23 protein-coding genes, 1 pseudogene and 1 riboswitch are annotated in these 25,492 nt (G+C 62.2%); of the genes and pseudogenes, 12 read left to right on the top strand and 12 right to left on the bottom strand.

Annotation, left to right across the window (positions count from 1 at the left end; genetic code table 11):
- Positions 1 to 43: 43 nt before the first annotated feature.
- From AB1555_00490 to thiC, 4 genes are all read right to left on the bottom strand, one after another.
- On the bottom strand, positions 44 to 475 hold the full coding sequence (locus AB1555_00490) for a histidine kinase (GenBank protein MEW6245171.1): 432 nt from the start codon (positions 473 to 475) through the stop codon (positions 44 to 46).
- Between the two features lie 100 nt (positions 476 to 575).
- Complete coding sequence (locus AB1555_00485) at positions 576 to 1,091, bottom strand: tetratricopeptide repeat protein (GenBank protein ID MEW6245170.1); 516 nt, start codon at positions 1,089 to 1,091, stop codon at positions 576 to 578.
- 86 nt (positions 1,092 to 1,177) lie between these two features.
- Entirely contained in the window at positions 1,178 to 1,978 is an 801-nt protein-coding gene (locus AB1555_00480; protein MEW6245169.1) for a sulfide-dependent adenosine diphosphate thiazole synthase, read from the bottom strand.
- 87 nt (positions 1,979 to 2,065) lie between these two features.
- Complete coding sequence (thiC, locus tag AB1555_00475) at positions 2,066 to 4,006, bottom strand: phosphomethylpyrimidine synthase ThiC (GenBank protein MEW6245168.1); 1,941 nt, start codon at positions 4,004 to 4,006, stop codon at positions 2,066 to 2,068.
- 130 nt (positions 4,007 to 4,136) lie between these two features.
- Positions 4,137 to 4,238, bottom strand: a riboswitch (TPP riboswitch).
- 224 nt (positions 4,239 to 4,462) lie between these two features.
- On the opposite strand from thiC, the gene nadA reads away from it, so the two are divergent.
- The 3 genes from nadA to lspA all read left to right on the top strand — a co-directional run bounded on the left by nadA (position 4,463) and on the right by lspA (position 8,952).
- Complete coding sequence (nadA, locus tag AB1555_00470; GenBank protein ID MEW6245167.1) at positions 4,463 to 5,536, top strand: quinolinate synthase NadA; 1,074 nt, start codon at positions 4,463 to 4,465, stop codon at positions 5,534 to 5,536.
- A gap of 81 nt (positions 5,537 to 5,617) precedes the next feature.
- Complete coding sequence (gene ileS / locus AB1555_00465; GenBank protein ID MEW6245166.1) at positions 5,618 to 8,440, top strand: isoleucine--tRNA ligase; 2,823 nt, start codon at positions 5,618 to 5,620, stop codon at positions 8,438 to 8,440.
- Positions 8,437 to 8,952 carry a signal peptidase II gene (gene lspA / locus AB1555_00460; GenBank protein ID MEW6245165.1) on the top strand — a complete coding sequence of 172 codons (516 nt, stop codon included), beginning with the start codon at positions 8,437 to 8,439 and terminating at the stop codon, positions 8,950 to 8,952. Before ileS ends, lspA begins: the two co-directional genes overlap by 4 nt.
- A 208-nt stretch (positions 8,953 to 9,160) precedes the next feature.
- Here the strand turns inward: lspA and AB1555_00455 are convergent, their stop codons facing one another.
- Positions 9,161 to 10,030 carry an undecaprenyl-diphosphate phosphatase gene (locus AB1555_00455; protein MEW6245164.1) on the bottom strand — a complete coding sequence of 290 codons (870 nt, stop codon included), beginning with the start codon at positions 10,028 to 10,030 and terminating at the stop codon, positions 9,161 to 9,163.
- A gap of 320 nt (positions 10,031 to 10,350) precedes the next feature.
- On the opposite strand from AB1555_00455, the gene AB1555_00450 reads away from it, so the two are divergent.
- From AB1555_00450 to AB1555_00425, 6 genes and pseudogenes are all read left to right on the top strand, one after another.
- Positions 10,351 to 11,076 carry a helix-hairpin-helix domain-containing protein gene (locus AB1555_00450; GenBank protein MEW6245163.1) on the top strand — a complete coding sequence of 242 codons (726 nt, stop codon included), beginning with the start codon at positions 10,351 to 10,353 and terminating at the stop codon, positions 11,074 to 11,076.
- 345 nt (positions 11,077 to 11,421) lie between these two features.
- Positions 11,422 to 12,693, top strand: coding sequence for an efflux RND transporter periplasmic adaptor subunit (locus tag AB1555_00445; GenBank protein ID MEW6245162.1), 1,272 nt, complete (start codon positions 11,422 to 11,424; stop codon positions 12,691 to 12,693).
- A 115-nt stretch (positions 12,694 to 12,808) separates the two neighbouring features.
- A complete protein-coding gene (locus AB1555_00440; GenBank protein ID MEW6245161.1) occupies positions 12,809 to 13,534 on the top strand; it encodes an ABC transporter ATP-binding protein in 726 nt (241 codons plus the stop codon).
- Positions 13,534 to 14,769, top strand: coding sequence for an ABC transporter permease (locus AB1555_00435; GenBank protein ID MEW6245160.1), 1,236 nt, complete (start codon positions 13,534 to 13,536; stop codon positions 14,767 to 14,769). Before AB1555_00440 ends, AB1555_00435 begins: the two co-directional genes overlap by 1 nt.
- A gap of 105 nt (positions 14,770 to 14,874) precedes the next feature.
- Positions 14,875 to 15,384 (top strand): annotated as a pseudogene (locus AB1555_00430) (ABC transporter permease).
- Positions 15,385 to 15,732: 348 nt separating this feature from the next.
- Positions 15,733 to 16,380 (top strand): FtsX-like permease family protein, encoded by a 648-nt coding sequence (locus AB1555_00425; GenBank protein MEW6245159.1) that lies wholly within the window; start codon positions 15,733 to 15,735, stop codon positions 16,378 to 16,380.
- Positions 16,381 to 16,480: 100 nt separating this feature from the next.
- Here the strand turns inward: AB1555_00425 and AB1555_00420 are convergent, their stop codons facing one another.
- From AB1555_00420 to AB1555_00400, 5 genes are all read right to left on the bottom strand, one after another.
- Positions 16,481 to 16,957, bottom strand: a complete 477-nt coding sequence (locus AB1555_00420) for a RusA family crossover junction endodeoxyribonuclease (GenBank protein MEW6245158.1) — start codon at positions 16,955 to 16,957, stop codon at positions 16,481 to 16,483.
- A gap of 129 nt (positions 16,958 to 17,086) precedes the next feature.
- The gene (locus AB1555_00415) at positions 17,087 to 17,527 is read right to left on the bottom strand and encodes a cell division/cell wall cluster transcriptional repressor MraZ (GenBank protein MEW6245157.1); all 441 of its coding nucleotides are present in this window, start codon (positions 17,525 to 17,527) and stop codon (positions 17,087 to 17,089) included.
- 19 nt (positions 17,528 to 17,546) lie between these two features.
- Positions 17,547 to 17,741, bottom strand: coding sequence for a helix-turn-helix domain-containing protein (locus AB1555_00410; protein ID MEW6245156.1), 195 nt, complete (start codon positions 17,739 to 17,741; stop codon positions 17,547 to 17,549).
- A 91-nt stretch (positions 17,742 to 17,832) separates the two neighbouring features.
- Positions 17,833 to 18,177: an FmdB family zinc ribbon protein gene (locus AB1555_00405; GenBank protein MEW6245155.1), complete on the bottom strand. Its 345-nt coding sequence runs from the start codon at positions 18,175 to 18,177 to the stop codon at positions 17,833 to 17,835.
- Positions 18,178 to 18,179: 2 nt separating this feature from the next.
- Positions 18,180 to 19,022: a ComF family protein gene (locus tag AB1555_00400; GenBank protein MEW6245154.1), complete on the bottom strand. Its 843-nt coding sequence runs from the start codon at positions 19,020 to 19,022 to the stop codon at positions 18,180 to 18,182.
- 105 nt (positions 19,023 to 19,127) lie between these two features.
- Between AB1555_00400 and AB1555_00395 the strand changes: the two genes are divergently transcribed.
- On the top strand, positions 19,128 to 19,826 hold the full coding sequence (locus tag AB1555_00395) for an ABC transporter ATP-binding protein (GenBank protein MEW6245153.1): 699 nt from the start codon (positions 19,128 to 19,130) through the stop codon (positions 19,824 to 19,826).
- A gap of 4 nt (positions 19,827 to 19,830) precedes the next feature.
- Positions 19,831 to 20,757 carry a dihydroorotate oxidase gene (locus AB1555_00390; GenBank protein MEW6245152.1) on the top strand — a complete coding sequence of 309 codons (927 nt, stop codon included), beginning with the start codon at positions 19,831 to 19,833 and terminating at the stop codon, positions 20,755 to 20,757.
- Positions 20,758 to 20,761: 4 nt separating this feature from the next.
- Here the strand turns inward: AB1555_00390 and AB1555_00385 are convergent, their stop codons facing one another.
- Complete coding sequence (locus AB1555_00385) at positions 20,762 to 21,040, bottom strand: response regulator transcription factor (GenBank protein ID MEW6245151.1); 279 nt, start codon at positions 21,038 to 21,040, stop codon at positions 20,762 to 20,764.
- A gap of 257 nt (positions 21,041 to 21,297) precedes the next feature.
- Between AB1555_00385 and AB1555_00380 the strand changes: the two genes are divergently transcribed.
- On the top strand, positions 21,298 to 23,931 hold the full coding sequence (locus tag AB1555_00380; GenBank protein ID MEW6245150.1) for an FtsX-like permease family protein: 2,634 nt from the start codon (positions 21,298 to 21,300) through the stop codon (positions 23,929 to 23,931).
- Between the two features lie 1,251 nt (positions 23,932 to 25,182).
- Here AB1555_00380 and AB1555_00375 read toward each other — a convergent pair.
- Positions 25,183 to 25,437: a helix-turn-helix transcriptional regulator gene (locus AB1555_00375; protein MEW6245149.1), complete on the bottom strand. Its 255-nt coding sequence runs from the start codon at positions 25,435 to 25,437 to the stop codon at positions 25,183 to 25,185.
- Between the last annotated feature and the right edge of the window lie 55 nt (positions 25,438 to 25,492).

Raw genomic sequence — 25,492 nt, 5'->3', positions numbered from 1 at the left:
GCGAGTAGCACATAGCCAATAGCTCGTAGCCCAGTGGTTGGAGCTACTCGCTGCTCGCTGTTGGCTGTTTGCTCATTAACTCGTTGATCAATTCCCGCGTCCTCGCCGAGAATTCATTCCTGGACACGATCTTGGTGACGCCCAACTCCTTGGCCCGTTTCCAGGTCTCCACCTCTTCGTGATTGGCGAAGGCCAGGATCGGCATGGACCGCAAGCTGTTGCCGCCTCTGACCGTCTCCAGCGCCCGAAAGGCATCCAGCGAAGGGTCGTTCATGTTCACGATCATGGCCGTGGGACGCAACGCGGACAGCTTCTGCGGCACCTCGTCCAGCGTCCGGACTCGCTCCAATGTGTAGCCGTTCGGCAACAGCGCATCGCGGATTTTGGTGTAGAAGAAGATGTCGTTGACGGCGACTAAAATGGTCTTTTGGTCTGTCCGGTCTTTCTGGTCTGTCTTGTTATGATTCGTCGTCATCTGTGCACCCGCACGCAGCCTCGCAGCCGGACCACCTGATGCGCCTTTTCCCCAACCAAACGGACCAGATAGACGAGACAGACCAGATAGACCGCCGGTTTCAGTTCATCATGCTGATGAGGCGTCCGAGCGCGCGCTTGGCCAGCGCGTAATTAGGGTTGAGCGCCAGCGCCTTTTTATAACACTCGATCGCGTCGTTCCAGCGGCCCTTGCGTTCATAGACCCGTCCGAGATTGAGATGAGGAAAGGCGGGGCTTTCGTATCGTCTGGCCTGCATGGCCTTCTCGAACCAGGGAATGGCTTCGTCGAACTGGCCCTTCTCGATCAGGTAGGCGCCGATGTCATTGTAGGGATTGCCGAAATCCGGGTCTTGCGCGATGGCCTTATGGCATTCCTCGATCGCTTCGTCGAGTCTGCCCATGAAACTGTAGGTCCACCCCAGGAAGGTATACGCCTCGGCGGTCGGATGGGTTTCGATGGACTTCTTGTACAGCCGGACCGCTTCCTCAAGATCGCCTTTCATCTGGTGTTCGTACGCCCGCTGGAACAGATTCCAGGCTTCCTTCTTGTCCTCTTCGCTGCCCTCGCCCTGTATTAAGAAATCCTGAAGGTCCATGGTCAGAAGCGATTGAGTGATTCGTGATTGAGCGATTGGCAACTAAGTGATTCGGCGCTTCAATCACTTAATCACCAGTTACTTAATCACTCTTGTTTTATTTTTTTCTTAATGAGCTCCGCTCCGTACCGGCCGGAGAGCAACATGGAGCCGAAGGCCGGGCCCATGCGCGGGGTGCCGTACACGGCCGCTACAGCTAATCCTACCACGAAGCAATTGGGATAGACTTCGCCGGTCCGGTCCATGACTTCTTCCTCCGAGCGGGAAACCCACATGGCGCCGTTGCCCGGCACCGGCTTGTAGAGGTTCCGCTTGTGGAGCAGGTCCACCACCACGGCGTCGTGGCCTGTGGCGTCCACCACCACCTTGCTTTCCAGGGCGATCGGGTCCACGTGAATCACGTCGTGACCCGCCATCTCGGCGGTCGTGTTATTGACCACGACCCCTTCCAATAAGCCGTCGTTCCGGAGAATCAAGTCCACGACCCGCGTCAGGTTCATGATCTTGGCGCCCGCCTTGTACGCGGCGGCGATCAAAGCGCCGGTCGCGTGCGGCGGGTCCACGATATACATGCCGTCGCAGTCCTTGACCTGTTTGCAGGGCACGCCGATCTCCTCGAGGATTTCATTGGCCGGCGCGCAGATCGTCGCCTTGTTCATCAGATAGCCGCCGGACCAGAAGCCGCCTCCCAAGGCGAGGGCCTGCTCGACGACCAACGTGCGGAAGCCCATCGCGGCCAGATCATGGGCGCAGATCAAGCCCGAGGGTCCGGCGCCGACGACGATGACGTCGCTCTCGATGAGCTGATCGAACTCCTTGTAGTATTCCCGCGCGATCTGCCGGGTGATGTCTCGTTCGCGCAAAGGGGAGGGTTTGGGTTTGGCCATGATGGCACTCCATGGGGGCTAGGGGCAAGGGGCTAGAGGCGAGAGGTCAATCCGCTCGCCCCTTGCCTCGTGCCTCTTGCCAGGTTCTTAAAGATAGATTTCCGCTCCTGACTTTCTGAATTCCTCCGCTTTTTCTTTCATGCCGACTTCCAGCGCCCGCTGCTCGTCGAGCAGCTTCTGCGCGGCATAGTCCCGGACGTCCTGCGTGATTTTCATCGAGCAGAAATGGGGTCCGCACATGCTGCAGAAATGCGCCACCTTGGCGGCGTTGTCCGGCAAGGTCGCATCGTGATAGGCGCGGGCGGTCTCGTGATCCAGCGACAGATTGAACTGATCCTCCCACCGGAACTCGAACCGCGCCTTCGACAGGGCGTTGTCCCGCGCCTGGGCGCCGGGATGCCCCTTAGCCAGATCGGCGGCGTGCGCGGCGATCTTGTAGGCAATGACGCCGGCCTTCACGTCCTCCTTGTTCGGGAGCCCCAGATGCTCCTTCGGCGTGACGTAGCAGAGCATCGCGCAGCCGTACCATCCGATCATGGCCGCGCCGATGCCGGAGGTGATGTGGTCGTAGCCCGGCGCGATGTCGGTCGTCAGCGGGCCCAACGTGTAGAACGGCGCCTCGTGACAGGCCTTCAACTGTTTCTCCATGTTGACCTGAATCAAGTGCATGGGCACATGGCCAGGGCCCTCGATCATGACCTGCACATCGTGCTTCCAGGCGATCCTGGTCAGTTCGCCCAGCGTCTCCAGTTCGGCGAACTGCGCCTCGTCGTTCGCGTCCGCGATGGAGCCGGGCCGCAGGCCGTCGCCCAGGCTGAAGGAGACGTCGTAGGCCTTCATGATCTCGCAGATTTCCTCAAAGTGCGTATAGGCGAAATTTTCCTCATGATGAGCCAGGCACCACTTGGCGTGGATCGAGCCGCCGCGCGAGACGATGCCGGTCATGCGCTTGGCCGTCAACGGAATGTAGCGCAGCCGCACGCCGGCATGGATCGTAAAATAGTCCACGCCTTGCTCGGCCTGTTCGATCAACGTGTCGCGATAGATGTCCCACGTCAGGTCCTCGGCCTTGCCGCCGACTTTCTCCAGCGCCTGATAGATCGGCACGGTGCCGATGGGGACCGGCGAATTGCGGATGATCCATTCGCGGGTTTCATGGATGTTCTTGCCGGTGGAAAGGTCCATCACCGTGTCGGCGCCCCAGCGGATCGCCCAGATCATCTTTTCCACTTCCTCTTCGATCGAAGAGGCGACGGCGGAGTTGCCGATGTTGGCGTTGATCTTCACGAGGAAGTTGCGACCGACGATCATCGGCTCGCTCTCCGGGTGGTTGATGTTGGCCGGAATGATGGCGCGGCCTCGGGCCACTTCGTCCCGCACGAACTCCGGTGTGATCTTGTCGGGGATCGAGGCGCCCCAGGGCTGTCCCGGGTGTTGAACCCAGAGCCGGCCGGCGTCGTCCGGCGGCCCGCCGCCGCGCCCGTTGTCCGCCGCCAGCGCTTCGCGCGCCAATTCACGGGACTGGTTCTCCCGGATGGCGATGAATTCCATCTCCGGGGTAATGATGCCCTTCCGCGCATAATGCATCTGGGTGACGTTCATGCCGGGTTTCGCGCGAAGGGGTTTTCTGGTGTGCTGGAACCGAATCTCCCGCAACTTGGGATCCGCGGCCCGCTGGCGACCGTACAGGGAGGTCACGGTCGGCAGTTCCTCCACGTCGTTTCTCGAAAGAATCCACGGCAGGCGGGTGGGGGGCAATCCTTTCCGAATGTCAACGGAGACCGTGGGGTCCGTGTAGGGCCCCGACGTGTCATAGACGGTCACGGGCGGGTTCGGCACCGGCGCGCCGCCGTTCGCCGGCCGGGTGGGCGTCAGGCTGATTTCCCGCATCGGCACGCGCACACCGGGCATAGCGCCCTCGACATAGATCTTGCGCGACGCGGGGAACGGCGTCGTCGTCAGCACCGCCTCGCCAGGCTGATGGCCGTTGCCGTTGGTTGTCCCGTTTCCGGTCTGTGACTCGCTCATCATAATATGACATCCTTTCTCAAAATAGGCACGAGGCTAGGAGTTGAACCCCTTGCCCCTTGCCCATCGATTTACTGCGTCCAAACTAAAAAGCCGCACCGTGACAGGGGTGCGGCTGAGTCGCCGGACATCAACGCTCTCTCCGCTTCCCTACGCTGGTATTATCCAGGTCAGGTTCTGAGGGTCGTCCGGCAGGCGGACTCTCAGCCGAGTGGCTCCCCTAGCTATGATGCATCGGATCGTACCCGCCTCCGCGATCAGAGTCAATCGGCATTTGGACCCTGCGCCTGGGGCTCCTGCTCCATCAGCCCCAATAGGGCTTTTTCGCAGTCCCTTCACATTGATTGTCGGCAGGCTCTGTCGTAGAATGCCCGCATACTCAGCCGCGCGCCGACGCCGATCCGGTGGGAACCAATCGAGGTGTCTGTGAAATCCGTCGCTTCGCTGCCCCGACCCATCACGGAGTATCAGACGTTGTCCGCCGAAGAGCTGTTCGCCCGTACGACTGCGGCGAAACGCGCCCTAGGCGATCAGGTCATGGTGCTGGGGCATAACTATCAACGGGATGAAGTCATCGAGCACGCCGATTTTCGCGGCGACTCGCTGCTGCTCGCCAAACAGGCCGCCGAACACGCCGAACGGCCGTACGTGGTCTTCTGCGGCGTTCACTTCATGGCGGAAACGGCCGATATTCTGAGCCGTTCGAATCAGACTGTGATCCTGCCCGATCTGGCGGCGGGCTGCTCGATGGCGGACATGGCGGCGATCGAACAAGTGGACCAGTGTTGGGAGGCTTTGGGCCGGATCCTTCCGGTCGAAGACACCGTCCTGCCGGTGGTCTATGTCAACTCCGCCGCGGTGCTCAAAGCCTTTTGCGGCGAGCACGGCGGCATCACGTGCACCTCATCGAACGCGCGCGCGGTGATGGAGTGGGCCTGGGCGCGGCGTGAGAAGATTCTCTTCTTCCCCGACGAGCATTTGGGGCGCAACACCGCCAACAAGATGGGGCTGCCGCGCGAGCAGATGATCGTGTGGGACCCGTATATGCCGAACGGCGGGAATACGCGCGATGCGATTCAACGGGCGAAGCTGATTCTGTGGAAGGGCCATTGCAGCGTGCACCAGATGTTCCAACCTGCCCACGTGGATTATTTCCGCAGGCAATACCCGGACGGCACGGTCATCGTCCACCCTGAATGCCATGAGGACGTCGTCAACAAGGCCGATCTTGTCGGCTCGACGGAATTCATCATCCGCACGGTCCGCTCCGCCCCGCCCGGGACGACCTGGGCCGTCGGTACGGAGTTGAATCTGGTCAATCGCCTCAAGCGGGAGCAGGCCGACAAGCGGGTGTTTTTCCTCTCTTCGACCGTCTGCCAATGCGCCACCATGTTCCGCATCGATGCCCCCCACCTCTGCTGGGCGATGGAAAACCTGGCCGAAGGGCACGTGGTCAACCGCATCGTCGTGCCGCAAGATGAAAAAGCCTGGGCGAAGGTGGCGCTGGAACGGATGATGAGTATCAGCTAACCGAATCGTGAAGCGTGAGGCGTGAAGCGTAAGGGGGACGAGGCCGATCCCCACACGCCTAACTCTTTACGCCTTACGGGCATGGACTATAAAGCCACATTGAACCTCCCCAAAACCGATTTCCCGATGAAGGCCAACCTGCCTCAACGGGAGCCGGAATTGCTCGCCTGGTGGGAGCGGGAACGGCTCTACGAGCAGATTCAAGAAAGGGGTAAGGGACGGCCGCTGTACATCTTGCATGACGGGCCGCCCTATGCAAACGGGCGCATCCACATCGGCCACGCGCTGAACAAAATTCTCAAGGACATCATCGTCAAGTCCAAGACCATGGCCGGCTACCACGTGCCCTATGTGCCGGGGTGGGACTGCCACGGCCTCCCGATCGAGCATCAGGTGCTCAAGGAACTGGGCGAGAAGAAGAAAGACCTGGACACGTCGTCGATCCGCAAACTCTGCCGCGACTATGCCGAGAAGTATTACAAGATTCAGCGGGAAGAGTTTCAACGGTTGGGCGTGTTGGGCGACTGGCAGCGGCCTTATCTCACGATGGACCCGGCCTACGAGGCGACGATTCTGCGGGAGTTCGGCAAGTTCGTCGAGCGCGGCGGGGTCTATAAAGGCCTCAAACCGGTGCTTTGGTGCACGACCGATCAGACCGCCTTGGCCGAAGCCGAAGTCGAATACGAGGATCACACTTCGCCGTCGGTTTATGTGAAGTTCCCGTTGGTGAGTCCGCCCAAAGTCTTGGCGAGCGCCTCGCCGTTGCGTCTCGATTTTCCCCCGGATGTCGAGAGCGTCTCGATCGTGATCTGGACTACGACGCCTTGGACGCTACCCGCCAACCAAGCGGTCTGCCTCCATCCGGAGATCGAGTACGCGTTCGTGAAGGTCGGGCGCGAAGTCCTTGTCATCGCGCAGAAACTGCTCGACGGCGTGGCCAAGGCTTGCAGCCTGTCGAATTACACTGTGCTGGGCGTGAAACGGGGCGGTGAAGGCTTCGAAGGTCTTGAGACACAGCGCCCGTTGACGCAGGGTCTGTCTCCGATTCTGCTCGGCGACTTCGTCACGCTCGATCAGGGTACGGGTTGCGTCCACATCGCGCCAGGACACGGGCAGGAGGACTATGCGTTGGTCTTGGCCCACAACGCGAACGCCTCGCCCGGCGAACGGCTGGAGATTCTGGCGCCGGTGGACGACGCCGGTCGCTTCACGGAAGCGATCAAGGAATTCGCCGGCCAGCATGTGTTCAAGGCCAACCCGGCGATCGTGGAGCGATTGAAAGCCAACGGGCGATTGTTGGGCCACGGCTCGCTGACCCACTCCTATCCCCACTGCTGGCGCTGCAAGAACCCGGTGATCTTCCGGGCGACGGAGCAATGGTTTGTCTCGATGGAGATCAACGACCTGCGACGGGAAACCCTGGGCGAGATCGAGCGCGTGCGGTGGATTCCTCCGTGGGGGCGGGACCGGATCCACGGCATGATCGAGAACAGGCCGGACTGGTGCCTGTCCCGGCAGCGCGTCTGGGGCGTGCCGATTCCGGGCTTTACCTGCGCGGGTTGCCGGACCGTGTTGGCCGATCCCAAGATCATCGACCACGTGGCCGGACTTGTCGAGATCCACGGCGCCGATGTGTGGTTCCAGAAACCGGCCGCGGAGTTGCTGCCGGCGGGGACGACGTGTCCGGCGTGCGGGGGGCGGGCGTTTGAAAAGGAACGGGACATCCTCGACGTCTGGTTCGAATCGGGCGTGAGCTACGCCGCGGTGCTCAAGCCGCGCAAATGGTGGCCGGCCGATCTGTACCTTGAAGGATCCGATCAGCACCGGGGGTGGTTCCACAGCGCGTTGTTGGCCGGGGTCGTCACGGACCGCCGCGCGCCCTATCAGTCCGTGCTGACTCACGGATTCGTGGTCGACGGGGCCGGGAAGAAGATGTCCAAGTCGGCCGGCAATGTCGTCGCGCCGCAAGATGTGATCAAACAATCCGGCGCGGAAATTCTTCGGCTCTGGGTGTCGGCCCAGGACTATCGCGAAGACCTTCGCATCTCCCAGGAGATTCTCAATCACCTGATCGAGGCCTATCGGAAGATCCGCAACACCTGCCGGTTCCTGTTGAGCAACCTCTACGACTTCGACCCGGCGCAGCATCGGGTCCCCTATGAACGGTTGCCGGAATTGGATCGGTGGGCGTTGCTGCGGCTCGGGGAGTTGATCCCCCGTGTCACGCGCGCCTATGAAGATTTTGAATTTCATACGATCTTCCACGCGCTGAACAACTTCTGCGCGGTGGACCTGAGCGCCGTCTACCTGGATATTCTGAAAGACCGGCTGTACACGTTCAGAAAGGACTCCCCGTTGCGCCGGGGTTCGCAAACGGTGCTATTCGATGTCTTAGTGGCGCTGACAAGACTCATGGCCCCGATCCTCAGCTTCACGGCGGAAGAGATCTGGCGCATGCTGCCGGAAGCGGCGCGCAAGGATGCCGGCGCGAACAGCGTGCATCTGACCTCGTTTCCGGAGGCGGATCGGAAGTGGGCAGACGAGAAATTGGCGAGTCGGTGGAATGATTTGCTCCGTGTCCGCACCACCGTTCTTTCCAAGCTTGAGGAACAACGCAGGGAAAAACTCATAGGTTCTTCGCTCGAAGCCAAGGTTGTTGTCACAGGAACCAGCGGACTCTACGAATTTCTCAAGGGTTACGAGCCTGAGTTGCCCGCTTTGTTCATTTGCTCTCAAGTTGAATTGCGTTCAGGCGCAACAGTCCGGCCTCCAGATGATCACGAGGTTATCGTGGTCCGGGCAGACGGGGAGAAGTGCGAGCGCTGCTGGAACTATCGGCCGGCGGTCGGCACGTTCCCGGACCATCCGACTCTCTGCGACCGCTGCGTTGAGGCGATTCGGTGAACGGCAAGACCCGTTATCTGATCCTGGGCTTGGTCAGCTCGGGAGTCGTCGGCCTGGATCAGGTGACGAAAGTGTATATCATGCAGACCATGCGGCTGCATGAGTCGATCACGATCATCCCCAACCTCTTCAGCCTGACCTACATCAGAAATCCCGGGGCCGCCTTCGGCTTGTTGGCGGGGAGCAGCAGCGCGTTCCGCTTCGTGTTCTTCGGGCTCACGTCCGTCCTGGCGCTGGTGCTGCTGGGGACGATCCTGTTCCGCCTCCCGGAGCGCGACTGGATGGGACAACTGAGCATCGCAGGGATTCTCGGCGGGGCGATCGGCAATCTCTTGGATCGGCTGCGCTATGGAGAAGTGATCGACTTCCTGGATTTCTACTACGACGTGTATCACTGGCCCGCCTTCAACGTCGCCGACGCCGCCATCAGCGTCGGCGTCGCCTTCCTGATTCTGCACTTTGCCCTAGAAAAGAAGCAGCAAGAGCCGGCGCTTCAGGAAGACCAGTCCTGACCGACACTCGTCAAGCGTCAAGCGTCGGTCGCTAATCGATCGCTTCCTCTTCAGTCCTGTCCTGAAAATCCCCCCTCACCTTTATCCTCCGGATGGGGAAAGGGGAGGGTGAGGGGGCGTTTCTGGGGCCAAGCAACGGGTCAAACAGGGCGGCCGCGTTGCGGCCATGATGACTATTGACGAATGACGGGCTCAGTCACACGCTCTTTCAGTAAAAAGCCATGAGGACCACCGCGCCGAGCATCAGGCGGTAGTAGGCGAAGACCCGCAGGGTGTGCCGTTGGACGAAGGTCAGGAATGCGGCGATGACCGCCCAGGCGACCACGAACGACACCACCAGGCCGAGCCCCAGGGCAAGGTAGTCCTGATTCGAGAACAGGGATTGGGATGTAACCATCTTGTAGGCCGTCGCCGCGATCATCGTCGGCAGCGCGAGAAAGAAAGAGTACTCGGTCGCCACCTTCCGGTCCAAGCCCGCGAATAACCCGCCGACGATCGTCGATCCGGATCGGGACATGCCAGGGATCAGCGAGACGCACTGCGCGACGCCGACCCAGAAGGCGGCCCGCACCCCGACATGTTCGAGCCGGGTGATCTGCGCCGGCGAACGGCGCGCCTCTACGGCGAGGATGAGGAGGCCGCCGACGATGAGCGAGGCCGCGACGGTCTGCGGGGTGAAGAGGTAGGTCTCGATCCACCGGTGCGCCAGGAATCCGACCAGCGCGGCGGGGAGGAAGGCGACGCCAAGGCCGAGCAGAAACCACAGGTGGCGGTGCGCCTCGGCCGAGCACCGCAGCGTCGTCACCCAGCCGCCGCGCGTCTTGAGCATCTCCCGCAGGGTCGCCTGTTCTTTTCCGGCTTGGGAGAAGAGCTCGACGATCTTGCGGCGCTCATAGGCGACCACCGCCAGGATCGATCCCAATTGAATCGAAACTTCCACGCTTGCGGCGATCGCGCCGGTAAAGCCGAGGGCATGGCCGATCAGGATGAGATGGCCGGTCGAGGAGACCGGCAGGAATTCGGTCAGGCCTTCCACCAGCCCGAGGATGACGGCGAGCTCCGGACCCCACTGGATCATGACACCTACCAGAGTTGCGGTGCGTCGATGCGGGACGGCGGTTTCGGCGCATGATCACAGAGACCCGGTGGTCAGTCAAGCCGCGAGCGGATTTCAAACGGAACGTCGGCATGCGGTGCGCGCATTCGCGCGAATCGGCCGTCATGCGCGCAAATCTGTTGACAAAGCGAGGCCGATGGACTACACACAATTGGCGCCGTGATCTCACCTGTTTTTCTCCTGCGACGTCGTGTCTTGAAGGTTTACCATTTCGCATGAGTCGGCCCTGAAGCGGGAAATCGCGGGTGAGTGCAAACGAAACGGCTGAGAGGAGGTCGTTCATGAAGCGGTATGTCACGATGTGCGTGGTCCTGCTCGGCGCCCTGGCCGCGGCGGGCTGTGTGAGCAACAGCAAGTACAAAGCCGCCCTGGCCGAGGCGGACGCTGCCAAGACGGAACTGGAGAAGACGCGGACGCAAAAAAGCGCCCTCGAGCAGCAAGTCAAAACTCTGAAGGAGCTGAACGTCAAATTCGGCAATGAAGCGCAGGCGGCCCGCGATGAATTGCAACGCATCGAGCACGCCCGCGACAAGGAACGCAGCGACATCGCGGCGCGGCTCAAGGAACTGGAGGACAAACAGAAACAGCTCGCGGCGCAGAACCGCAGCCTTCGCCAGGAATACGAAGATGTGAAACGGCATAATGAGACGTTGAAGTCGCTGGTCGCCCGATACCAAAAAGAGCTCAAAGAGCGTCAGCGCACCGCGCCGCCGCCCACGCCGATTGTTCCCGCGCCCGGCCCGCCGCCGGTTCCGGGTGCGGCCGCACCGGGTGGACCAATGACTCCCTCGGCGGTGCCGACGCCTCCTCAACCGAGTGTGACGCCGATGAACATTAATACCGCGTCGGCCGGCGACATGGTCCTGTTCCTCGGCCTGACGAAGGAAATGGCCGACCGCATCGTCAGCAATCGACCATACCGGATCAAGGGCGAGTTGGTGGCCAAGAACGTGCTTCCCAAAGAAACCTTCGACATGATCAAGGACCGCATCACGGTGGCGCCGTAGGCGGGCGCCGAGAGGGAGTGCATGACGGCCGTTCGTCGGGAGACGAACGGCCGTTCTTATTCCTGCCTGTGTAGAAAATAGGCGCGAGGCGAGAGGCACGGGGCGAGAGGCGAGGAGTTGAACCCCTTACCACTCGCCTCTCGCCCATCCACGATTTTCGTCCTGCAGGGTGGCCCAAAGGGCCATGGGGACTGTTCTGAAAATGTGAATGGCCGGCAGCCAACAACGGGGCAGCTTTAAGCTGCTCGCTGCGAGCTGTTAGCTCTTGTTTCGTCCGGGTGATTCCCCCGTGCCCTCCTGGTACAATGCGGAGACAGCCTGCATGTGTGGAGTCTAATCGGCCCGATGAGGAAGATCGTCTGGATCGTCGGGGTCCTCGTGGCCGCGTTGGCCATCGGGGGCTACGTCTTCTTGAACGGCGAACGCCAGCCGCCGATGCGGTACCGGACCGTGCCGGTGGAACGCGGCTCGGTCGTGTCGATCGTCACCGCGACGGGCACCATCAATCCGGTCGTGTTGGTGCAGGTGGGGACGCAAGTCTCCGGTATGATCAAGAGCCTGCACGCCGACTTCAATTCACGCGTCAAAGCCGGCGACGTCGTCGCCATCATCGATCCGGCGCCGTTCAAGGCGCGTCGCGACCAGGCCGCCAGCAACTTGGAAATGGCCAAGGCGAATGTGGTCCGCGCCCGCGCCGATGTGGCGCAGCGCAAGCGTGAGCTGGAGCGGGTGAATTCGCTGATCGCGCAACAGTTTGTCTCGCAGAACGACGTCGATCTGGCGCGGACCAACTACGAAAGCGCCGCGGCGCAGTTGAAACTCGCCCAGGCGCAGGTCAAGCAGGCGGAGGCCGCGCTCAACGCGGCCGAACTGGACCTCAAATACACCGTCATCCGGTCGCCGGTGAACGGAATCGTGGTCGCCAGAAACGTCGAAGTGGGCCAGACCGTCGCCGCCAGCTTCGCCACGCCCAACCTCTTCCTGATCGCCTTGGATCTGACGCAAATGCAGGTCGATACCAACGTCAGCGAATCGGACATCGGGGGGATCACCGAAGGCAAGGAAGCGACGTTCACGGTCGATGCGTACCCTGGGGAACAATTCCGGGGCGTGATCAAGCAGGTGCGATTGGCTCCCATCAACGTGCAGAACGTCGTGACGTATAACGTCGTGGTCGGAGTGGACAATCGGGATCTTCGACTCAAGCCAGGCATGACCGCCAATGTCTCGATCGTGGTGGCCAAGCGAGACCAGGTGTTGAAGGTGCCGAATGCGGCCTTGCGCTTTACGCCGCCCAAGACCGATCAGAGCGCCGGGCAGTCATCGGAAGCCCGGGCGGCAAGGAACGGCGGCGGGGTCGGACAGAGCCAGCCGGCGCTTCGCGCCGAGAACGGACCGGTCAGGACGGTCTGGCGGTTGGGAAGCTCCGGCGAGCCGGAGCCGGTCACCGTCCAAACCGGCATCTCCGACGGGATGGCGGCGGAAGTGACCAGCGGCGGGCTGGGTGAAGGCGACCAGGTTATCGTCGGCCTCGAGTTGCCGCGCAGCGAACGGGCCCCGCATCAACTGCCGCCGGGATTCGGCACGGGCCAACGGCGCGGCCCACGCGGGATCTAACTCGTCGCGCGTTGTGCGTGAAGCGTATCTCGCGTACAAAGAACCGGATGCGCACGGTGGGATACGAAATACGAGCGACGAGTACGACCGACGCTTCACGATTCACGTTTCGGCTATGGGCGCGCTGATCGTTTGCGAGAATCTCTGGAAGATCTATCGCGTCGGCGATGTGGAGGTCCAGGCGCTGCGCGGCGTCGATTTGACCATCGAGCGCGGCGGGTTCGTGGCGGTGATGGGCGCGTCCGGCTCCGGCAAGTCCACGCTGATGAACATCATAGGCTGCCTCGATCAACCGACCCGGGGACGCTATTGGCTGGACGGGGTCGAAGTCGGCACACTCGGGCCGGATACGTTGGCCGACATCCGCAACCGGCAGATCGGCTTCGTCTTTCAGAATTTCAATCTCATCCCCAGAACCAGCGCTCTCGAGAACGCGCAGTTGCCGCTGTTCTATCGGGGCCTGTCCTTGAAAGAACAGCGCGCGCTCGCCGCAGCGGCTTTGGAGCGCGTCGGGCTCTCCGGGCGGGAACATCACTATCCCACCCAACTGTCCGGCGGCCAACAGCAGCGTGTCGCCATCGCCCGCGCGCTGGTGTCCTCGCCGTCGATCCTCCTGGCCGACGAGCCGACGGGCAACCTGGATACCGAGTCCAGCCGGGAGATCATGGGGATTCTGCAGCGACTGAACCGCGAAGACCACCTCACCATCATCCTGGTCACGCACGAACCGGACATCGCCGCCTGTGCGTCCCGCGAACTGGGGATGAAGGACGGGCGAATCATCAGCGACCGGCGGGCGGACGTCCTGTCCGCCTCCGCCGCAAGGAGACCCGGAACCTGATGTCGACGTTCGTCTGGTTGACCGTCGTCACGGCCCTGCGTATTCTCGGCCGGAATCGGATGCGGGCCGGCTTGACGATGTTGGGCATCGTCATCGGCGTCGGCGCCGTCATCGCCATGGTCAGCATAGGCCAGGGCGCGCGCGCGGCCGTGCAGGCGCAGGTGGCCAGCATGGGCACCAACGTGATCATCATCCTGCCCGGCGCGACGACGGTGGGCGGCGTTCGCGGGGGACAGGGCGGCGCCGTGACCTTGACGGTGACGGACGCGTTGGAACTGAAAAAGCGGGTTCCCTTGCTGCGTGAAACGGCCTGGGCGAAGCGCGACGTGATGCAGATCGTCAACGGCAACAAGAATTGGAACGGCCCGGTGAACGGGATCTCCCCCGGCTATCTGACAATCCGGGACTGGTCCTTCGTCAGCGGTGGGCCTATCACGCAGGCCGACATGGATAGCGCCGCGCGTGTGGCCTTGGTCGGACAGACGGTGGTCGAAAACCTGTTCGATCCGGGCGAGGAGCCGGTCGGCGCGACGATCCGGATCAAAAACGTGCCGTTCCGCGTCATCGGTGTGCTCGCGCCCAAGGGCCAATCCGCCCAGGGTTCGGACCAGGACGATATCATTTTCATTCCGTTCACGACGGCCGAACGCAAGGTCTTCGGCACCATGTTCCTCGGCTCGGTCGGCGCCCTCTTCGCTTCAACCGATCGGGCGGAAGACCTGCCGGAAGCGGTGGAGCAGATCCGCGAGGTCTTACGAGCGCGCCATCGTCTGCAGCCGGACCAGCCCGACGACTTCACGGTCCGGACGCAGGTGGACATCGGCAGGGTGCAGGAAGGGACCAGCCAGACCTTGACGGTCATGCTCTTTGCGATCGCGTCGGTGTCGTTGCTGGTCGGCGGAATCGGGATCATGAACATTCTGCTGGTGTCGGTGACCGAACGGACGAGAGAGATCGGCGTTCGTATGGCGGTGGGTGCGAAGCGGCGCCACATCCTGGTTCAATTCCTGATCGAGGCCATGACCTTGAGCCTGGTCGGCGGCATCGTGGGAATCCTGCTCGGCATCGCCGGCGCCCGGCTCACGACCGTCGTGGCCGGCTGGCCGACGATCATCTCGGCGGAATCGGTTGTCGTGGCCTTCCTGTTTTCGCTGGCTGTCGGGCTGTTCTTCGGCCTCTACCCCGCCAACAAGGCCGCGCGCCTCAATCCGATCGAGGCGTTGCGGTACGAATGAGGCGATGTCCGGCGAAGCGGATCTCTCGCCATCGTGTCCCAGGTGATTCGGATGCTTCGGCCCACGGATGCCGAATCCCCATAACCGCAGCAGAGCGGAACGACCATGGTTCGGGTCGCCGTCAGAGAGCTCATCCGAGTCGGTATTGATGGAGCGGCTCGCCATCCTTTTCGGTCCTTGCTCAGCATCGCGAGTCTGGGTCTTGGGGTCGGCGCCGTTTTGATCACCATCGCGATCGGTAGCGGTGCGAAGTCGGCCGTGGTCGATCAGATTCTCGCAATCGGGACCAATGCAATCTTCGTGAATCCTGGCGCACCGATGGTTCGTGGGATTCGGCAGACCCCGGAAATTTCCGCGGCGTTAACGGTTGCGGATGGGCAGGCGTTGCAGGAAGCCGTTCCCCTGTTAAAGTCGACTTGCTGGACGGTCGGAGAAACGGTGCAGGCAGTCCGCGGGTCTCGGAATTGGAAAACGCGTGTCGTCGGAATTACTCCGAGTTGCTTGGAGATCCGCAACTGGTCCTTTGTCGCGGGCAGGCCTTTTGACGAGGAAGATCTCGTACGCAACAAGTCGGTTGCCATAGTCGGACGAACGGTCCTTGAGAATCTTTTTGAGATCGGAGAGGAAGCGATATCCGCACAGATACGACTGTCCAAAAGCGCCGTCCCGTCGAATGGTTCAACGAAGGGAACAGGTGAAGGGGCGCAGGTCAATGCAGGATGCGTCCGACCTTTTCCGTTGCTCGAGCAGAAAGCCCGACCAGGGAAGTCGGAGACCGGAGCGAGAGAGCTACCATGTACAGGCGGAGGTCTGCGTTGGCCCTGTTTGGGACAAGGTCCCCTTTCGTTGTATGAACCGTTGCAGAGTTCCTTGAGCCGCAATGGTGCCGATCCGGCGCTTCCATCCGGTTGCTCCGCCCCAGCGTGGGGATTTGAGGTGGTCGGGGTCTTAAGACCAAAAGGTGTGAACGCCTTCGGCTACGACATGGACGATGTGATTTATGTCCCGTTTTCTACCGCGCTACAGAGAGTAAAGGGCCGCTCGCTGTCGGAACCGGTAGAGGCGATTTTGGCTTCCACACACGGGCGCGAAGAAATCCCGCTGGCGATCGAGCAGGTCCGGTCGGTGTTGCGGGAACGCCATAGAAAGGGACCGAGTCAAGCGGACGACTTTACGATTAAAACGGACGTTGAGATGAGCGGTGTCGGTCAGGCGGCAGATGCGGAGCTGACCAAAATGTTGGCAGTGGTTGCCGCCGTATCGTTACTGGGGGCCGGAATCGGGATCATGAACATTCTGCTGGTGTCGGTGACCGAACGGACGAGGGAGATCGGCGTTCGTATGGCGGTGGGTGCGAAGCGGCGCCACATCCTGGTTCAATTCCTGATCGAGGCCATGACCTTGAGCCTGGTCGGCGGCATCGTGGGAATCCTGCTCGGCATCGCCGGCGCCCGGCTCACGACCGTCGTGGCCGGCTGGCCGACGATCATCTCGGCGGAATCGGTTGTCGTGGCCTTCCTGTTTTCGCTGGCTGTCGGGCTGTTCTTCGGCCTCTACCCCGCCAACAAGGCCGCGCGCCTCAATCCGATCGAGGCGTTGCGGTATGAATAAGCTCGCGTTCAGTGGCCGATCTGGCTGCAGGAGAGCGTGGCCCGGATTGCGTCTGTATAGGGATCTCTCCGATAAGGAGGGGTATCCTCGTACAATCGGATCAAGTCGAAGCCGTGACGGGAGACAGGGCAATCTCGATTCGAGGGTTCAGCTTGTCGAGGTGCTTGTACAAATGCGTTTCCACGATCCGGTTGTCGTTGATGCCCAGTCCCTCGCACAGGGCGTCCTGGGCGATCTTGAGGCCTCCGTCCACGTCCCGCCGCAACCGCGAGGTGAAATAGAACCGAATCGAGAGGGCCAACTCGTCCGCTCGCAGGGTCTCGAGCAAGGCGTGACGGTGCGGCGACCGCGCCAGCGCGAGGACGATCTGTTGCCCGACAAGCGCCTTGTAGCTTCTCCCGGCGGCGGAGAGTAGGCGGCGCCCGTTGACCGTGGCATATTGATGGTTGACGCTGGGGGGGACCGGCAAGCTCAAGGAGAGACGTTCAGCGGACACGACGGGTAAAGGTTGCGGCGGTCGGCCGGCGGCCAGCGGGACCGAGCGGAGTCGGCCGGCGCCCGGCAGACGCTTCACCATCGCCGGCGAGGCAATAGGCTCTCGGAAATCCGCGGGCGGCTTGCGTGGGGACCGGTAGGACGTGAGGCGTAGCGAAACCGGTGAACGGGGACGGCGGCGCCTGCCTGGTGAAGTCGGCACGGTGGTCGATCAGAGCAGGTTGAGAATCTTGGACAGGTGCTGTTCGTACCTGTCTTCGGTCTTGCTCAGGTAGCGGCGCCACTCGGCCGGGTTCCAGATTTCCAGCCGATGATAGAGCCCGACCAGCACGATCTCCTGGTCTTCATCGACCGGGATGAGTTTCCTGAGCCGGCCGGGGATCAGGATACGTCCCGCCTTGTCGATCTCTGAGGTGCCGGCTTCCGAGACGATGAAGTGCATGAACAGGCGGCTTTGGTCTTCATCGAGCGTGGTCTTGGTCCGCTCCAACACCTTTTCCCACTCACCCATCGAGTAAAGCCAGAGCGACTGCTCGGGGCCCTTGAGAAAGACCACGCCGTTGCCCTGCGCCTCGACTTGCTCCCGAAGGGGCGAGGGGACGATGAACCGGCCTTTTTCATCGACCTTGCAGAGGTATTCGCCGGCAAACATGGCTCCGCTCCTCAGTGCGTCAGGGACGGGATTCGTCGGCCCGCTGCCGGATCCACTGTTCGAGGTCGGACCGCACGAACCGCCACTCCTTTCCAAGCTTGAAACCCGGCAGCCGGCGGTTCCGGATATAGCGATAGAGCGTGCGGGGCGTGACCTTGAGATAGCGACACGTCTCGGCCACGGTCAGCAATTCGTTCCGGACCTCTTTGGGCATGGACCATCACGCGGAAAGAAGGCTCCGACATCCGGCGCGATGCTAGCCCGACGACGACATGAAGTCAAGCGATTATTGATGACAATGTAAGTCAATCGATGTCAGTGGTGTTCGACTCCGCCGGGTCGCCGCCGGACTCTTCGATGGCTTCATCCAATTCATCACCGAAGTCCTCGCCCATTTCCCGCCCCATCTTTTTCATGAACCGGGCCATGCTTTGCGGATCGTTCTCATCTAGATCGCCGAAGTTGCTGGGGTCCGCCAGCGACTCGAGGCGGGCTTCCTCTGATTTGGGCGCGGCGAAGCGGGACATGAGCCGTTCGACGTTCGCGCTCCGACAGTGCTTGCACGAGACCGGTGACGGATTGCTGATGCTCAACACCAGGTGGCTGCTTCGTTTGCCGCAGTCGCGGCAGCGATATTCGTAGATGGGCATGGTCAGTTCGGGATCGGTGCCGGCGAGGGAAGGTCCGCCTCGACACGGGCGGAGAGCAGATCGGGACTCACCGCCCGCGCCACCGTGAGGGCGAACACGTCGCCCGTGCCGGCCTTCCTCAACGCCTTGGCGCACTCGTTGATGGTCGTTCCGGTCGTCCACACGTCGTCGATCAGCAACACGCGTTTGCCCGCGACCTCCTGCGGGCGCCGCACCTGGAAGGCCCGCCGCAGGTTCTTGAGCCGCGCCGACCGCCGGAGTCTTGTCTGCGCTTCCGTTGCCCGGGCGCGGACCAGGTTCGTGAAGGACAGGGGGATGCGCAGCCGTCGGCTCAGCCGGTCGGCCAGGAGCAACGACTGGTTGAATTCCCGTTCTCTCAATCGGGCCGGATGGAGCGGCACCGGCATGACGAGGTCGGCGGCCGGCGGTTCCGGTAAGGCGCGGTTCAGTAACTCGGCCAAGGCATCCGCCAGCGTCACCTTGCCGCCGTATTTAAACAGGCGGATGGCTTCCTGGAGCGGCGGAACATAGGGATAGAGCGACCAGGCTTCGGTGTAGGCCGGTTTGGTCTTGCGGCAGGCGCCGCAAAGATGAGTAGGACTGTGGAGCAGGGACACGGCGGACGGAAACGGCTGATGACATCGCGGACAGGAGGGACCGTGGAACGGTTCGATCGCGGACCAGCAGCGCCGGCAGAAAAACGGGACCGGATCGTCGGTCAATGGAGTCCGGCAGACCGCGCACTCGACCGGCAGGAGGGTATTGAGCGTTCGGCGGGCCAAGGTCGAGAGTAGGCGGCCGACGTGACGCCGGGTAAAACCGAGTTCGACGGGGGGTGTGAGCATATCGATCAGGCTGCGCGCCGTTCTTCTAAGACAGTCGCCGCCCGCTGTCAAGGTTGTGACCTGCGGGAGGTTGTGTTATACGAGGGCGGGCAGGGGAGCAGGCGTGTGGTCAAGCTGGTCCATGTCTCGAAGGAATACAGCCGCGGCGACGCCAAGGTCGTGGCACTGCGGGACGTCACGCTGGAGATCGAGCGAGGGGACTTCTGCGCCTTCGTCGGACCGAGCGGGTGCGGCAAGAGCACGCTGCTCAATCTCGTGGGTGGGTTGGACCTTCCCACGGCGGGTGAGATCGTCATCGACGGCCGGCCGACCTCCGGATTCACCGCCGCCGAATGGACAAGGTTGCGGCGTGAGCTGATCGGGATCCTCTTTCAGGCCTTCCATCTCGTCCCCGGCCTGACTGCGGCGGAGAACGTCGCGCTGCCGCTCCTGCTGAAAGGGGAGAGCGGGGCAAAGGTGCGAAAGCGGGTGGCCGAGACGCTGGAGTTGGTCGGCATGCGCGCGCGCGACCGGCACCGACCGGCGGAACTGTCGGGCGGCGAACAGCAACGAGTGGCGATCGCCCGCGCCCTGATTCACCGGCCGAGCTTGATTCTGGCCGATGAGCCGACCGGCAATCTCGATTCCAAGAGCGGGGCGGAGATCATCGCGCTGCTGCGGTCGTTGCCGCAACAATTTGGCCACACGATCCTGTTGGTGACCCACAGCGCGACGGCGGCCCGGGAGGCCGACTACGTCTGGCATATGCAGGACGGACAACTGGCGGCCCGCACGACTCCCCAGCTCATCACACAAGGCGCGTGACGCGGTGGACTTGTCCGTCATTATAGCCGGCGTGCGGTTTCCCAGTTGCTTCATGAACGCGGCGGGCGCGCGCTGCGTGACGCGGGAGGAGCTGGAAGCGCTGGGCCGCTCCCGCGCCGGCGCGATCGTCACCAAGTCCATGACGCTGGAGCCGCGCCAGGGTAACCCGGAACCGCGCTACTACGGATTTCCGGGCGGCTCGATCAACTCCATGGGTCTGCCCAATCTCGGCTATCGCGCCTATGCGGAACTCATTCCCTCGCTCCGTCGATTCGGCAAGCCGGTCCTCGCCAGCGTGGCCGGGCTCTGCGAAGACGACTTCGTCACGATCGCCGAGGTCATCACGAAGAGCGGACCGGATCTGATCGAACTCAACCTTTCCTGTCCTAACATTCCCGGCAAGCCGCAGATCGGCTACGATCCGGAGGCTTCCGAACGGCTCATTCGAAGAGTTCGGCAGGTGATTACGGTGCCGATGGGCGTGAAGCTGCCTCCCTACTTCGATCCGGCCCATCACGACGTTATGGCGCAGGTGATCGGCCGGGCCGGCGTGGATTTTCTCTCGTTGATCAATTCCGTCGGCAACGCGTTGGTGATCGATCCTGAACGGGAAACCGCGGTGATCAAGCCGAAGGGCGGGTTCGGCGGGTTGGGCGGCCCGGTGATCAAACCGGTGGCGCTGGCGAACGTCCGGGCGTTCTGGACTCGGTTTCAGGACAGGCTGCCGATCATCGGGACCGGCGGAGTGATGACCGGCACCGACGCCTTCGAGCATCTCCTGTGCGGCGCGTCGGCGGTTCAGATCGGCACGGTCCTGGTCGAGGAGGGATTGGGGGCGTTCGAGCGGCTGGAACAGGAGTTGTCGGCGGTGCTGGACAAGAAAGGCTACGCCTCGCCGGCGGCCTGCCGCGGCAAACTGAAAGAATTGTGACCGCTTACCTGAGCGCGAAGTTCTTCGGGAGGAGCCCGTGGAGCAGAGCCTGGCGCAGCAGTTGCGCCACGTTGCGCACCTTCAGGCGCCGCATCAGGTTGAAACGGTGGACTTCCACGGTTCGGACGCTGATCGCGAGCTGGGCGGCGATCTCACGGTTCGTCATCCCCTGCGCCACGAAACGCAGAATCTGCTTTTGACGAGGCGTGAGCCCACCGCTTCGCCTGGCTCTTCTCGCCGCCCGAGGTCTGCTCGCCTTTTTGGTCCTGGCAGGTTTGGCCATAACCGCCTCCCCGTTGCGTCAATCTCAATTCAGTCTAACAGAGGCCGGACAGTCTGTAAATGATTCTACCGTAGAATTTCCCAAGGGGGAGTACAAGATCGCGCGCGGCTCTGTATGGAAAATAGGCGCGAGGCGCGGGGCACGAGGCGAGAGGTCTGAGTCTCTTCCCCCTTGCCCCGAGCCCCTTGCCTCTAGCCCGTTCGTGATGTTCATCATGCGTGGGTGAGCGATCGCTCATGAAGAGTGCTTGAAGAAACATGGGCGTCTTGTTGAGTCGGCTTGAAGCCCTGCTGATGCTGGGTCGGGGACATTTCTTCGAACGGCCGGTCAGGACCCTGTTGACCGTCGCTGGCGTGGCCCTCGGTGTTTCGGCGTCGGTGGCGGTCAGGACGGCGAACGTGGATGTCCTGAAGTCGTTTCAAGATGCCGTCATGACCGTGGCCGGGTCCGCGACCTTGCAGGTGTCCGGCGGAGAACTGGGGCTGGATGAAACGGTCATCACCATCGTCCGCGAGCACCCGGATGTCACGTCGGCGTCCCCGGTCATCGAACAGGGGGTTCGCGTGGCGGCGGGCCCGCATCGCGGCCAGTCCTTTGTGGTGTTGGGACTGGACCTGTTGGAGGCGGCCGAGCTGAAGTCGTTTCGTGTTCGAAGCGAGGGTACCGGGGAACGGGCGCTCCACTCCTTGCTTTCAGCGACAGCGCTGTTCGTCGGGCGCCGGCTGGCGGCTGAGTTGGGTCTGACCCAAGGGAGCACGCTGGACATTCTGGTCGGCAACCGCCTGCGTCAAATCACCGTTAAGGGAGTGATCGAACCGCCGTCCGGGCCCCCCTCGGTCTGGGAGGATCTGGCCGTGATGGACATCGCCGCGGCGCAGATGCTCTTCGGGATGGTCGGGCGCCTCGACCGGATCGATGTGGTCACGGCCCCCACCCGGCCGGTCGATGACGTTCAAGCGGCGTTACAGGCCATCGTGCCCCCCTCCGTGGTCGTGCAGCGGCCGGCTCAACGGAGCCGGCAAGTGGAGGAGATGGTCCGCGCGTTCCAACTGAACCTGGGCGTCCTCAGCGGCGTCGGGCTCTTGGTGGGAATGTTCCTCATCTACAACACCGTGTCGTTCGCAGTGGCGCAGCGGCGCCGGGAAATCGGCATCTTCCGGGCGCTCGGGATGTCCGAACGGGCGGTGGCCGGCCTGTTTCTCGCTGAGGCGGCGGCCATCGGGATTGTCGGCGGGCTGCTCGGCGGCGCGCTCGGTTTGGCGCTGGCCAAAGGGCTTGTGTCGTTGCTGAGCCGGACGGTGTCCGACCTCTATGTATCGGTGGTCGGGACCGGCGATCGCACGGGGATCGGGATGGAGGCGATTCTGGGTGTGTTGGCGGAAGGCGCGCTGATCGGCGGGCTGGTCTCAATGGTGGGGGCATTAGGGCCGAGCCTGGACGCCGGCCGGACGGTTCCGGTGCTCGCGTTGGCACCCGGCGGCTACGAAGCGAGCCGGCAACTGCGCAGGCGCACGCTCGCGGGGGTCGGGTGCGCTTTTTTGATCGCCTCTGGGCTGCTGGCCATGCCCGGACCGATTTCGGGACTGCCGGTGTTCGGCTACCTCTCCACGCTGTGCTTGCTGGTCGGTCTGTCGTGTCTGGCGCCGCTGCTGATCCAGGGGGTCTGGGCCGTGACGCACCGCCGGAGACGGGACGATCTATCGGCCTCCGGCGCGCTTCGGGCGATCGCAGCGGATCAGACGGCGCGTTCGCCAGGTCGCAACGGCGTCACGGTGTCCGCGCTGATGATCGGTCTGGCGATCATGGTCGGAGTCGGGATCATGGTCCGCAGCTTTCGCCACACGGTCGAAATCTGGATCAACGAGACGGTGATCGCGGACCTAGTGCTTGCGCCGAGCCTGTGGCTGCGCGGGACCCAGCACGGCACGCTGGACAAACGGCTCCCCCGCGAGTGGGGGGCGCTCGTCGCCTCGGTCCCCGGTGTGGCGGCGGTGGATGCCTACCGTGACCTGCGGATCGACATTCAGGGCCGATCGACCGCGCTGGTCTCGCGCGATTTGCGGCTCCATGCCGAGCGGAGCCGATACCTGTTTGTCTCGGGAGATTCCGCCGCGATCCTCCGGCGCGCGGCCGCCAAAGACGGGGTGATCCTCTCGGAGGTTCTGGCGGGGTACCTCGGTGTCAAACAAGGGGATACGCTGTCGTTGATGACTCCGTCCGGTGAACAACGTTTCCCGATCATGGGCGTGTTCTACGACTACGCCACCGACGGCGGGAAAGTCGTCATGGACCAGAGCCTCTACCGCCGGCTGTGGAGGGACGACAGCGTGACGGTGTTTCCGGTGTATCTGGAGCCGGGCGCGGATCTGAATACGGTGCGGAAGGCGATCGCTCAGAAGCTAGCGGGCGAATCAGCGGCGTACGCGCCCCCCGCGCTCATCAGCAACGCCGAGCTGAAGCGCGAAATTCTGGACATCTTCGACCGGACCTTTTTCCTGACCTATGCGCTGGAGGCGATCGCGGTCATCATCGCCGTCCTGGGCATCGTGAACACATTGCTCACGTCCGTGCTGGAGCGGCAGCGGGAATTAGCTACTCTACGGGCGATCGGCGCCAGCGAACAACAGATTCACCGTTTAGTGCTCTGGGAGGCCGGCTATCTGGGCGTGCTGGGCGCCGCCCTGGGCCTGGCAGGCGGCATCCTGCTCTCGCTCCTGCTGATCAAGGTGATCAACAAGCAGTCGTTCGGTTGGACGATTCAACCCATACTGCCGATGGGCGTGCTCGTCCAAGCGGTGGTGCTGGCCGTGGCGGCCGCCCTCCTCGCCGGCTACGTCCCGGCCCGCTGGGCGGGCAAACAGCCGATCGTGGAGGGGCTGCGGTATGAATAGCTGTGAAGCGTGAGACGTGAAGCGTGATGCGTAATGCGTGGAATAGGCGTAACACGTGAGGCGTGACGAGAGTGGATTATTCTGTGAAGGGATTGCTGAAAAGCGGGACTAACTTAGAGGTTCCTATCAGAGTCCATTGCGGTGGCTCGCGTTGGTCCTCTTGGTCGCCGTCAGAGTCTTGAGGCGATCCGTACTGACCGGCTGGTTCTCGAACGCCATGGACTGACTCACCCGCTCCAGTAAGACTTTCCGATGGGCCGCCGCCACTTTCGCGGGTGTGTCATGGTGCTTGCGCCACTGTTGCAGTCACGCCTCGGCCTGAGCGAGACCGATTGACCGGTTCGTCTTCTGGCTCATGGTTGCCATTGTCCTTCGCTTCCCTTCAAGAAACGACCGGAGCTTCCTCGCCGATGGTGATTTCCTCTTCCCTCAGGCCGTAGAGGTCATAGACCAGGCGTCAATTTCGGAGCCGATGGTACTGGGATGGCCTGAAGGCTGGTTGTACTGCTCAGTAACTCACGTTATTGCTCTGGCTCGACAGTCGCGATCTTCTCCGCTCTTGGGAAGTCGTAGGCCAACCGGTTGATGTTGCGGTCAGTGATGTGAAGGAAGGGGGTGCGACTTCCTTGTTCGAGAAAGGTTATCCGGCCGACGGCAACGGGATTGCTACCAGTGCCCCCGGCTTAAGTGTTTTCAGGGTTTCCTCAAGGGCCGGAAGAAGGTCGGCCACGATACGGACCTGGTTCGTGGGGAGCACCACGATGGCCAGCCTCCGGCCTTCCAGTTACTGCTGGTAACGGAGTTTACGGTCCGCTGGTATCAGGACATCAAATCGCTCTCCAGCCCGACGGAGCAATTCGCCATTCTTGATACCGCTCCAACCAAGGTCCTGAACGGTCGTGATTGAAAGGCCGGACTGTCGTTTCTGAATCATGCAATGTCTTTGAGAATTCGAGCACTTGGAGCGCCTGTTCACACCTGACGGTGGGGAAATTCTCAAGAAACTCATCCAGATTCAGGCCATCGTCGAGATTCGTCAGTGGAGACGGCACGGTCGTACGGCCGAACAGGGCCGCACCTGTGTCCGGACGTCCTGATCTGGGGTGGCCCTCCTCCTGAAAAGCCAGCCACTCCTCCTCAAGAACTGGCCGTCCAGAAGAATTACTGATTGGCGCTCGCCGTGAACTGCGCCTTATCCATCCAACGAAATGTCGCCTGACACGTGTTCTGTCCTTATGTCGGCTGACGCTTCTATCTCTCCACGCCTGACTTCCGTAAATGCCGTTCCATGTCACGGACCAAATCGCTGAGTTTCTTGCCTAAGGCCTCCGCTACCTTAACCATATTCACAAGACTTAGATTGCGCTTGCCTCGTTCGATGTCCCCCACGTAAGTCCGGTGGAGTTGCGCCCGAGCAGCCAGTTCCTCCTGGGAAATCCCAAGCGCCATGCGAGCCCCTCTCATGGCCTTGCCAAACGCCGCCTGCAACCGCTCCGAATGTTTCATTGGGCGCGTAAGCTAGGCCAAGCCAGTCGATCAGTCTACATGCTATAAGTGGACA

It is taken from the genome of Nitrospirota bacterium (assembly GCA_040755395.1).
Classification (GTDB): domain Bacteria; phylum Nitrospirota; class Nitrospiria; order Nitrospirales; family Nitrospiraceae; genus DATLZU01.
This window is presented reverse-complemented; position numbering and strand designations above follow the sequence as displayed.